The sequence below is a fragment of the Immundisolibacter sp. genome (assembly GCF_041625615.1).
In the GTDB taxonomy this organism is placed as follows: Bacteria; Pseudomonadota; Gammaproteobacteria; order Immundisolibacterales; family Immundisolibacteraceae; genus Immundisolibacter.
The window spans coordinates 1-9,343 of record NZ_JBFJTF010000092.1 but is presented as its reverse complement, the minus strand read 5'-3'; the positions used below and the strand labels follow the sequence as shown (position 1 = coordinate 9,343).

The following is a 9,343-nucleotide window of genomic DNA, read 5'->3' as shown; positions in this document are numbered from 1 at the left end:
GCGCCCGGCTCATTCCAGGGTGTCGGCCAGGCTCAGCCGGTAACCGCCGGCCACGTCGATGTTGGCACCGGTGATGTAACCGCCGGCCGTCGACAGCAGGAACAACACCGCACCCGCGATATCGGCCACCTGCGCCGGGCGCGCCAGCGGCACGTGGGCGCCGATGTCGTCCGGAATATCCACCGAGTAGTCCAGGTGTCCGGGCGAGATCATGTTGACGCGAACGCCCTGCGGCCCCAGCGCCTGCGCCAGGCTACGCGTGAGCACCAGCAGGCCGGCCTTGGAAACCTGGTAGGCCATGGCGCGGGTGTTGGCGACCAGGTGCTCGACCCCGGCGTAACCGAGGTTGATGACGTGACCCTGGCCACTGGCGGCCAGGGCGGCGCGGGCACTGCGGATCAGCGCATAGGGCGCGGTGAGGTTGGTCTCGAGCGTGGCGCGGAACGCGTCCGGCTCCAGCCCCAGCGGATCGCCCAGCGGGTAATTGCCGACATTGTTGACCAGAATGTCCAGCCGTCCGGCCGCGGCCAGCGTTGCCTCGACCAGCGCCTCGGCGGCGTCCGGCCGGGCCAGGTCGGCGGCGATGGCCCAGGCCCTGCGGCCGTCGGCGACGATCTGTGCCACCACCTGCTCGGCCTCGCGCTGCGAGCGACCGTAGTGCACCACCACGTCGGCGCCGGCCCGCGCCAGGGCCAGGGCCAGCCCGCGGCCGGTGCGGCGGGCGGCGCCGGTTACCAGCGCCACCCGGCCGGTCAGGTCGGCCGTCATCGCCGCCGCTCCAGGCTGACCCCGACGCTGCGCGCCGCCGGCAGGATGTCCGGCTTGCGCACGCCCACGCGCACGCGCGTCACCTGCGGGTAACGCTCGAGCAGCATTGCCGTGGCGTGACTGACGTAGGCCTCGACCAGGTAGTAGCGGCCTTCCACCGCCAGCTGCGTGAGCTGCTCGGCCACCACCGCGTAGTTGATGGTGTCCTCGATGCTGTCGGAGGCGGCGGCGGCGGAAAAATCCGTGTCCAGCTCGGCGTCGATGAAGATGCGCTGGTCGCGCAGGCGCTCGGACTCGATGATGCCGATCACGCAGTGGACGGTCAGTTCGTCGATACGGATGGTGCCGGTGCTCATGGGAATGGGACTCTCTCAGGGTGGCGCGACGCCGGCCAGCCGCCGGGCCGACGTGTCGGATGCGCCATTGTCCGGCATCAGGCGGCCACCCCGTAACGGCCACTCCTGAGGAAGGCGATGTACTCGCGCAGCCCCCGCTCGAGGTCGTACTCGGGCAGGTACCCGAAGTCGGCCTGCGCCCGCGGGTCGGGGGTTATGGGCCCGGCCCTGAACGGCCCGGCCTCGGTCGGCGCCGGCGGAACGTCGATGTCGGCACCGGGAATCAGCGTCTTGATCACCTCCACCACCTGATACAGCGTGCTGGCGATGGGCGCGTTGATGTCGTACACCACATGCGGCAGGTCACCGGCCAGGGTGGCCGCCATGCAGCCGCGCCCGGCATCGGCCCCGTACAGCATGGGGATGATCGGCGCCGAATGGGCGAGGACCGGCTGGTCGTAGCGTACCGGCTCGCCGTTGAGCGGCTTCTCGATGAACGGCTGCAGCCCCTGGCCGATGGCGCCGGCGAAAGCGTAGCCCGGCCCGTAGACCTGCCCCCCCAGGCGCAGGATCCGCACGTCGAGGTCGTACAGCTGGCGGTAGTCGTTGGCCAGCAGTTCGGCGCCAACCTTGGCGCTGGCGTACGGATCGGCGGCAATATCGAACCTGCCGCTGTCCAGCGTCTTCGAGAATGCCGCGCCGGTCCAGCCGGTCTTGCCGGTGGATACGTAGCTGACGCGCTCGATGCCCATGGCGCGGGCGCACTCGAGCACGTTCAGCGTGCCCATGAGGGTCAGCTCGGCGTTGGCGTACGGCCGCGCATAGGCGCCGGGGGTGAGAAAACTCGCCGTGTGCAGGATGCGCGTGACCTTCAGCTCGCGCGCCGCCCGGAACAGGTCCGGCGCGTGCAGCACGTTGCCCTGCACCAGGGTCACCTTGTCGCGCACGTCGGCCAGCAGTTCGGTCTTCAGCGCCAGGTCGAAGGCCGCCACCGCGGCGCCGCGGGCCACCGCCTCACGCACCGCGAACGAGCCGACCAGGCCGCAGCCGCCGGTTACCAAAATGGTCATGTCGTCTCCTCCTGGGCTTTGCTTTCTTTAGGTTTTCGTCAGTTGCCGCGCCGGGCCCCGGTCTTGCGCTCCTCTGTCGGGCAGGTGCGGTGCCCGGCGTCAGCTGCTGGCGAGTTCGAACTCGCTGACGGCGGACGGCGGCAACGGCTGCGGCAACGCCGGCACGGTGATGGCCATGCGCTGCAGCGGCACGCCATTTTGCGCCAGCACGGCGCGGATCGCCTCGCCGCGGGCACGCGCCAGTGCCTGCATGGCGTTCTCGTCGGGGGCCATGGCCGCCAGCAGACGCTCGCGCCCGGCGCGCGCCGCCGCCGCGCGCTGCGCCTGCGCACTCGGCTGGGTGCCCTCCGGCGCGGGTACCGGTGGCGGCTCGCTGCCGAAACGCGCCTGGTACAGGGCAACCAGACGCTCGGTCTGTTCCTCGTCATCGTCCGCGTCGACACCGGACTGGGCCAGCGCCTGCTGCAGGACCTGCTGCGCCAGCGCGCGGCTGTCGGCCTGGTCGACCTGCGGCCGGATGTCGAGCGTGAGCTGCGGGCGGGCGATCAGTGCCTGCGCCAGCTGCTGCAATTGGCCGCGTTGCACGTCCGGCAGCGTGGCGGCGCCGGGCGGGAAGGCCACCGTGCGCAGGTCGGCCGTGTCGCCACCCACCAGGCGTGCCAGAAACGTGAACGGCGCGGTGGCCGCCTTGACGATGAGCTGGCGCACCGCCTTGCCGATGAGGGCGCCATAGTCGAACTGCGGGTTCGACAGGTCGCCGCGCACCGGCAGGTCGACATCGATCACGCCGGCGGAGTCCTTGAGTACGGACAGCGCCAGCGTCAGCGGCAGGTCAAGCGCTTCGGGGCTGTCCACCCGCTCACCGAGTTCCAGGCGGTCGAGCACGATCTGGTTCTCGCCCTCGATACGCGGCCCATCCACCGTGTAATCGAGTTCGACGTTGAGCGTGCCGCGGTCGATGCGGTAGCCGGCGAACTTGGTCACATACGGCGCGAAGGTGGCCATCTCCACCCCGCGCAGACTGACCTGAAACTGCGCCTGCAGGGAGGGTTGCAGCGAAAACGTGCCGGTCACCGAGGCCGGCGCGTACTCGTCCACCCGACCGCTCAGCGACATCCGACTCGGGACCGTGGCGGCACTGGAAAGCCCGTCCACGTCGCCGCGCAGCTGCTGCACGCTGACCGCGAAATGCGGATCCAGGCTGTGGTCCTCCAGGCGCAGCGTGCCGCGACTGATGCGCACCGTGTCGACCGCAAACTGCATGGCGGGCGACGGGGCTGCGGAGGCATCGGCCGGTGCCTGTCCGGCGACCGGCGCGGGGGTCCGGGCCGGCGGACCGTAGCGCGCCAGGTTGCTTTGCCGGTTTTCGGTAATGACCAGACGCAGGGTCGGCCGGTTGATCCAGAACTTGCTGGCACTGACGCGCTCGGCACTGGCCGCCAGGTTGTCGATGCGCAGCGTGCGCAGGCTCAGCGGCACGTCTTCACGCTCGGTGTCCCACAACTCGACCCGCGACAGCTTGGCCTGCCCCTCGAAACGCGGCCCCGCGTCGTCCACCTGCAACCGGCCCTCCGCCGCCAGCGTGCCGCTGCGCAGGATGACCGGACCGAGATCCGGCAGGTAACGCGCCAGCAGCGGCAACGGCAGCTTGTTGGCATCGATGTCCAGCTGCGCCGGGCCAGCCGGCAGTTGGCCCTCGCCATGCACGGCCAGTTCGGCGCCATCGGGCAGACTGGCGGCAAGCGCCAGCGACGTCGGCTGGCCGAGTGTCAGGCTGCCGATTTCCAGCTGGGCAACCGTCACGTCCTGTGTCAGTGGCGGCGACAGCGTGGCATCGGTGACGGCGATACGGGTGTCGGCAAGCGCCAGCTTGCCCAGTTCGATCTGCCACGGCGACGGACCGGTGTCGGCCGCCGCCGTCTGGCCGCCCGCAGCGCCGGCATCCACCAACGCGGCGAGGTTCAGCGTGCCGTCGGCCCGGCGACCGAGGGCCAGCCAGTTGTCGCGGCCGCCGAGGCGTGTCAGCGCCAGACGCTGCGCCGCCAGATCCAGGTCGATCCCCTCTGCCACCACTTCGCCCAGGGTCATCACGGGCGTGTCGGCGGTGTCGGTGATGCGCGTGCCGCGCAGGGCGACGCGTGCATCGGTCAGGCGCACGGCGCCGCCGTCCAGGTGCACGGCGGCGGCGGCGTCGATTCGCCCGCCGCGCGCACGCAGTGGCAAGGCCCGCTCCACGTAGGCCAGCGCCGGCCCGGCGGCCACACCGGTCGCGCTGAGGGTGCCGGTGAAGGCCAGCGACGCCGGCGTCAGGTCACCCTCGATCCGCAGCCGGCCTGCCCCGACGCGCCCGCGCACCGTCACGGCAACCGGTGTGTCGGCCCGGGAATCGAAGCCGTCCAGTGCAAGCGACAGGTCGGTCAGGCGCAACGCGCTCGTGGGCGCGGCGCTTTCGTCACGAATGACCAGCGCACTGCCGGCCAGCTCGACACGGTCGATGCGCACACGCGGCGGCGGCCCGCCGGCGGCGGCGTCGCCGGCCGGCAGCTGCGGGAACACACCGCCATCCGCCAGCAGGCCAAGGGCGCCGCGCACCCCGTCAAGGCGCAGGGCGTCCAGGTGCACGCTACGCGTCCACAGGGAGTCGACCGCCAGATCGACCCTGAGCGCCTGCAGGTCGACCAGCAACGCACCGTGAGCATCGTCCACCCGCATACCCCGCACGGTGACCGCCAGGCGCAACGGGTTGAACGCCACCTGCCCCACCTGCGCCCGGCCACCGGTCGCCTCCGCCAGCGCCTGCTCCAAGCGCTGACGCGCCAGTTCGGGCAACTGCAACACCCCGGCCAGCAGCAGCGCCAGCACGGCGAGAATGACCAGGTAGCGCCAGCGCCACGTTGCCAGGACAGTTCGCATCGTCCGATCTTAGCAACTGCGCCCGCCGGCCCGGCGCCGGCCGCCCCCCGACGGCTCGTTCATAATGACTGTTCGGTCATCCCGCCGACCGCCCCCATGTTGTCGTCACGGAGCACATGACATGACCTTACGCGACGCCGCCACCGTGGTGCTGGTGCGTGACACCACCGAGACCGGCACGGGCTTCGAGGTGTTCATGCTGTTGCGCACCGTCAAGAGCGATTTCAACGCCGGCGCCTACGTGTTCCCCGGCGGTGCGGTGGACCGCGCCGACGGCGGCGAACGTGCACAGCGGCTGTGCAGCGGCCTGGACGCAGCCCAGGCCAACGCGCGCCTGGGCATCGACGGTGGTGCGCTGGCCTTTTATCTGGCGGCCGTTCGCGAGTGCTTCGAGGAAGCCGGTGTACTGCTGGCCGCCAGCGCCGATGGCCGGATTCTCAGCCTGCACGAGGCGGCCACGCAGCAACGCTTTACCGATTACCGCGCCGCCCTGAACGCCGGCACGCTCGACCTGGCGGACATCTGCGAGCGTGAACACCTGTGCCTGCCCCTGGACCAAGTGCACTATTACAGTCACTGGATCACCCCCGAAGGCATGCCGCGCCGCTACGACACGCGCTTTTTCCTGTGCCGCGCCCCGGCCGGACAGGAGCCGCTGCACGACGGCCAGGAAACCGTGGATCACTGCTGGGTCCGCCCTGCCGACGCCCTGGCACGGCACGCCGCCGGCAGCTTCAACCTGGTGCCTGCCACGCGAAAGCAGCTGGAATTCCTGGCGCGCTTCGCCGACAGCGACAGCCTGCTACGACACGTGGCGGCCATCGAGCGGGTGCCGGCCATCCTGCCGATCCTGATCATGGGGTCCGACGGCCGGCCGGAGCGCGTGCGCCTGCCGCTGCCGGAAGGCGACGAGGAAATCGACCTGCGCGGCGTGCCGCTGTGAGCGGCAACCCCTTCGACACGCCGCAGATCCGCGCCGAGTTTCCGTTCGCGCGGGCGGTTGAACTCGGCCCCGGCGTGCGGCGCATCACGGCCCCCAACCCGGGCATGATGACCGGCCCCGGCACCAACACCTACCTGGTTGGCAAGCAGCACGTGCTGGTGATCGATCCGGCCAGCGACGCGCCGGAGCACCTGGCAGCGATCCGGCAGGCCGCCGGTGACGCCATCAGCGCCGTGCTGGTGACCCACGCCCATCCCGACCATGCGCCCGGCGCGCGCCACCTGGCGGACGAACTCGGCGTGTCGGTATACGGCAGCGGGATTCCCCTGGCCGGCGTTACAACCCCCGGCTTCGCGCCGGACCGCGTGCTGTCCGATGGCGATACGCTGACGACCGATGCAGGACCGCTGCGCGCGCTGCGCACACCGGGCCACGCGGCCGATCACATCTGCTACCTGCTGGAAAGCCAGGGCCTGCTGTTCGCCGGTGATCACCTGATGGACGGCACCACGGTGGTGATTGCGCCACCGGACGGTGACATGGCGGCGTACCTGGCTTCGTTGCGCCGGTTGCTGGACGAGCCGGTGACGTGCATCGCCCCAGGACACGGCCGCCTGATGGCGCATGCCCACACCGTCATCGGGCAGGTGATCGAACACCGCCTGGCCCGCGAAGCGGCCATCCTGGAAGCCCTGACAAGCGGCCCGCAGACCATCGTGCAGCTGGTAGGCGAGCTCTATGCGGCCGTACCCGAGTCCCTGCATGGCCTGGCGGCACGCTCCGTGCACGCACACCTGCTCAAACTCGCCGACGAGCAGCGGGTAGCCGGGAACGCGCCGGAGGATGTCTGGCGCCTGACCTGACGACAGGCGCTCAGGAAGCGGTCAGTTCCCGCAACCAGCGTTCGAGGTCGGCCTCGTCGGCCTTGCCCGCCAGACGGGCACGCACCGTACCGTCTCGACCGATCAGCACGGTGTAGGGCAATACCCCGGCGGTGTTGCCAAGATCACGGGCGATGTCCATCGCCTCCAGATCCCCCACCAGGCTCGGGTAATTGAGACCGAGCCGCTCGGCCAGGGCCTGCGCCGCCTCCGGCTCGTCGACCGCCACGCCCAGGAACTGCACACCGCGATCCTGAAAACGTCGCTGCAGCTCAATGAACGCCGGCATTTCCTCCAGGCAGGGGCCGCACCAGCTGGCCCAGAAATTGAGCACCACCGTGCTGCCGGCGAATTCGGACAGTCGACGCGGCTGACCGTGCAGGTCGGGCAGGCCGAAATCCTGCACCTGCCCACCGTCTACCACCGCCTGTACCGTCGGCCCGGAGTGCACCATCACGCGCAGCATCAGGCCACCGGCAAAGGCCGCCAACAGGACGATCGCGACCACCAGTCTGGAACGCATTCCCTTCCCTTTCACTGTTGTGGCACCTGCAAACGCAGCTGCACCGGCGCGTAGCACAGCCGGCCCTCGGCGCAGCCCTGGTAACGGACGTCCAACGACGCGCCGGGCCCAACCGTTGCCGGCAGGTCGATCCGCAGCTCGCCGCGCAACACCGTCACGGCGCCGAATTCGGGATCCTGGTATGGCTCCCCGGCCGGCAAGGTGACCGGCAGTGCCTGGCCGTCGCTGCCGGTGACGCGCAGGCGATCGCGGTACAGGTAATACCCGGGCGCGATGCTGAACCGAAGCTGCGCGCGTCCGTCGCCCACCGCCTGCAACTGCGGCCCGAAGGCCTGTTGTGGGTGCAGCACGGGCGCCGGCGCGCCCAGCCAATCGGCCAGACCGCCGGCGGCAACCGGCGTCGCCAACACCGCGCCCAACACGAGCGTTGCCACCCGCCGTCTAGTCATCGACGGCCTCGAGCCACCGCAGATACTCCAGGTGCCCGCCGTGAACCGGCAACACCAGCAGTTCCGGCACGTCATACGGGTGCAGCTCCAGCAGGCGACGCTCCAGCATCGGATACGTGGCTGCCGGTGCCTTGATCAGCAACACATGTTCGGCCGCCCGTTCCACCTGACCACGCCAGCGGTACACCGACTGTGCCCCGGGCAGGATGGTGACACACGCGGCCAGGCGCTCCGCCACCAGCGCGTCGGCGATGCCCCGAGCGGTTTGCTCGTCCGGGCACGACGACAGCAGTACCTGCACAGCGGAAGCGACGGTAGTCATGGCAACCCGGAAGTTTCGAACACGCCGGCCTTGAAACGACCGCCACCGCCCCCATCTGCCGCGGCATGATCGGCAACCCCTTGACGCAAGGGGGGTGGCGCCTATCATTTAGCACTCTTATCAATAGAGTGCTAACCCATCCCGGCAACCGCGCCTGAACAACGCGGACCCGGCTGTTTTTTGCAGTTCATTACTGGAGGCTTGGAATGAACATTCGTCCCCTTCACGACCGCGTCGTGATCCGTCGCATGGAAGAGGAGCGTAAGAGCCCGGGCGGGATTGTACTGCCCGACTCGGCTACCGAAAAACCCATTCAGGGCGAGGTGCTGGCGGTTGGTCCCGGCAAGATGCTCGACAACGGCGAGGTGCGCCACCTGCAGGTGAAGGTTGGCGATCGCGTGCTGTTCGGCAAGTACTCCGGAACCGAGGTGAAGCTCGGCGACCAGGACGTGCTGGTCATGCGCGAGGACGACCTGATGGGCGTCATCGAGAACTGAGCCGTCTTTCCCTAACTCACACGATCTGACGAGGAAGCAAGCAATGGCAGCCAAACAGGTACATTTCGGCGTCGATGCCCGTACCGCCATGATGAAAGGCGTCAACACCCTGGCCAACGCGGTCAAGGTGACGCTGGGCCCGAAGGGCCGCAACGCGGTGCTGGAGAAGTCGTTCGGCGCTCCGACCATCACCAAAGACGGCGTGTCCGTGGCCAAGGAAATCGAACTGGCCGACAAGCTCGAGAACATGGGCGCGCAGATGGTCAAGGAAGTGGCCTCGCACACCTCCGACGAGGCCGGTGACGGCACCACCACCGCCACCGTACTGGCGCAGGCCATCGCCGTCGAGGGCATGAAGGCGGTTGCCGCCGGCATGAACCCGATGGATCTGAAGCGGGGCCTGGACAAGGCCGTCATCGCCGCCGTCGAGGAGCTCAAGAAGCTTTCCAAGCCGTGCACCGACCGCAAGTCGATCGCCCAGGTCGGCACCATTTCGGCTAACGCCGACAGCTCCGTCGGTGACATCATCGCCGAAGCAATGGACAAGGTCGGCAAGGAAGGCGTGATCACCGTCGAGGAAGGCCAGGGCCTGGAAAACCAGCTGGAGCTGGTCGAGGGCATGCAGTTCGACCGCGGTTACCT

The 9,343-nt window shown here is 69.4% G+C and carries 11 protein-coding genes; 4 read left to right on the top strand and 7 right to left on the bottom strand.

What is annotated here, in order from left to right:
• Nucleotides 1–9: 9 nt before the first annotated feature.
• The 4 genes from ABYX71_RS08275 to ABYX71_RS08260 all read right to left on the bottom strand — a co-directional run bounded on the left by ABYX71_RS08275 (nucleotide 10) and on the right by ABYX71_RS08260 (nucleotide 5,086).
• Complete coding sequence (locus ABYX71_RS08275) at nucleotides 10–768, bottom strand: SDR family NAD(P)-dependent oxidoreductase (RefSeq protein WP_372696025.1); 759 nt, start codon at nucleotides 766–768, stop codon at nucleotides 10–12.
• Nucleotides 765–1,124 carry a dihydroneopterin aldolase gene (gene folB, locus ABYX71_RS08270; protein WP_372696024.1) on the bottom strand — a complete coding sequence of 120 codons (360 nt, stop codon included), beginning with the start codon at nucleotides 1,122–1,124 and terminating at the stop codon, nucleotides 765–767. The genes ABYX71_RS08275 and folB overlap by 4 nt, the downstream gene beginning before the upstream one ends.
• Before the next feature lie 77 nt (nucleotides 1,125–1,201).
• Nucleotides 1,202–2,173 (bottom strand): NAD-dependent epimerase/dehydratase family protein, encoded by a 972-nt coding sequence (locus ABYX71_RS08265; RefSeq protein ID WP_372696023.1) that lies wholly within the window; start codon nucleotides 2,171–2,173, stop codon nucleotides 1,202–1,204.
• A 99-nt stretch (nucleotides 2,174–2,272) separates the two neighbouring features.
• Nucleotides 2,273–5,086, bottom strand: a complete 2,814-nt coding sequence (locus ABYX71_RS08260; protein ID WP_372696022.1) for a DUF748 domain-containing protein — start codon at nucleotides 5,084–5,086, stop codon at nucleotides 2,273–2,275.
• A gap of 121 nt (nucleotides 5,087–5,207) precedes the next feature.
• Between ABYX71_RS08260 and ABYX71_RS08255 the strand changes: the two genes are divergently transcribed.
• Entirely contained in the window at nucleotides 5,208–6,029 is an 822-nt protein-coding gene (locus tag ABYX71_RS08255; RefSeq protein ID WP_372696021.1) for a hypothetical protein, read from the top strand.
• Nucleotides 6,026–6,892, top strand: coding sequence for an MBL fold metallo-hydrolase (locus ABYX71_RS08250; protein ID WP_372696020.1), 867 nt, complete (start codon nucleotides 6,026–6,028; stop codon nucleotides 6,890–6,892). Before ABYX71_RS08255 ends, ABYX71_RS08250 begins: the two co-directional genes overlap by 4 nt.
• Before the next feature lie 10 nt (nucleotides 6,893–6,902).
• Here the strand turns inward: ABYX71_RS08250 and ABYX71_RS08245 are convergent, their stop codons facing one another.
• The 3 genes from ABYX71_RS08245 to cutA are packed head-to-tail and all read right to left on the bottom strand — an operon-like array spanning nucleotide 6,903 to nucleotide 8,204.
• The gene (locus tag ABYX71_RS08245) at nucleotides 6,903–7,433 is read right to left on the bottom strand and encodes a TlpA family protein disulfide reductase (RefSeq protein ID WP_372696019.1); all 531 of its coding nucleotides are present in this window, start codon (nucleotides 7,431–7,433) and stop codon (nucleotides 6,903–6,905) included.
• Between the two features lie 11 nt (nucleotides 7,434–7,444).
• Nucleotides 7,445–7,882 carry a protein-disulfide reductase DsbD domain-containing protein gene (locus ABYX71_RS08240; RefSeq protein WP_372696018.1) on the bottom strand — a complete coding sequence of 146 codons (438 nt, stop codon included), beginning with the start codon at nucleotides 7,880–7,882 and terminating at the stop codon, nucleotides 7,445–7,447.
• Complete coding sequence (gene cutA, locus ABYX71_RS08235) at nucleotides 7,875–8,204, bottom strand: divalent-cation tolerance protein CutA (protein ID WP_372696017.1); 330 nt, start codon at nucleotides 8,202–8,204, stop codon at nucleotides 7,875–7,877. Before cutA ends, ABYX71_RS08240 begins: the two co-directional genes overlap by 8 nt.
• Nucleotides 8,205–8,410: 206 nt before the next feature.
• Between cutA and groES the strand changes: the two genes are divergently transcribed.
• On the top strand, nucleotides 8,411–8,701 hold the full coding sequence (groES, locus tag ABYX71_RS08230; RefSeq protein WP_372696016.1) for a co-chaperone GroES: 291 nt from the start codon (nucleotides 8,411–8,413) through the stop codon (nucleotides 8,699–8,701).
• Nucleotides 8,702–8,744: 43 nt separating this feature from the next.
• Nucleotides 8,745–9,343: TCP-1/cpn60 chaperonin family protein (locus ABYX71_RS08225; protein WP_372696015.1), on the top strand; the 599-nt coding region annotated here is incomplete at its 3' end.

What these genes read in the sequence shown, in the direction of transcription:
- ABYX71_RS08275 (WP_372696025.1), bottom strand. Translation starts at nt 768, where the DNA reads ATGACGGCCGACCTGACCGGCCGGGTGGCGCTGGTAACCGGCGCCGCC.
- folB (WP_372696024.1), bottom strand. Translation starts at nt 1,124, where the DNA reads ATGAGCACCGGCACCATCCGTATCGACGAACTGACCGTCCACTGCGTG.
- ABYX71_RS08265 (WP_372696023.1), bottom strand. Translation starts at nt 2,173, where the DNA reads ATGACCATTTTGGTAACCGGCGGCTGCGGCCTGGTCGGCTCGTTCGCG.
- ABYX71_RS08260 (WP_372696022.1), bottom strand. Translation starts at nt 5,086, where the DNA reads ATGCGAACTGTCCTGGCAACGTGGCGCTGGCGCTACCTGGTCATTCTC.
- ABYX71_RS08255 (WP_372696021.1), top strand. Translation starts at nt 5,208, where the DNA reads ATGACCTTACGCGACGCCGCCACCGTGGTGCTGGTGCGTGACACCACC.
- ABYX71_RS08245 (WP_372696019.1), bottom strand. Translation starts at nt 7,433, where the DNA reads ATGCGTTCCAGACTGGTGGTCGCGATCGTCCTGTTGGCGGCCTTTGCC.
- ABYX71_RS08240 (WP_372696018.1), bottom strand. Translation starts at nt 7,882, where the DNA reads ATGACTAGACGGCGGGTGGCAACGCTCGTGTTGGGCGCGGTGTTGGCG.
- cutA (WP_372696017.1), bottom strand. Translation starts at nt 8,204, where the DNA reads ATGACTACCGTCGCTTCCGCTGTGCAGGTACTGCTGTCGTCGTGCCCG.
- groES (WP_372696016.1), top strand. Translation starts at nt 8,411, where the DNA reads ATGAACATTCGTCCCCTTCACGACCGCGTCGTGATCCGTCGCATGGAA.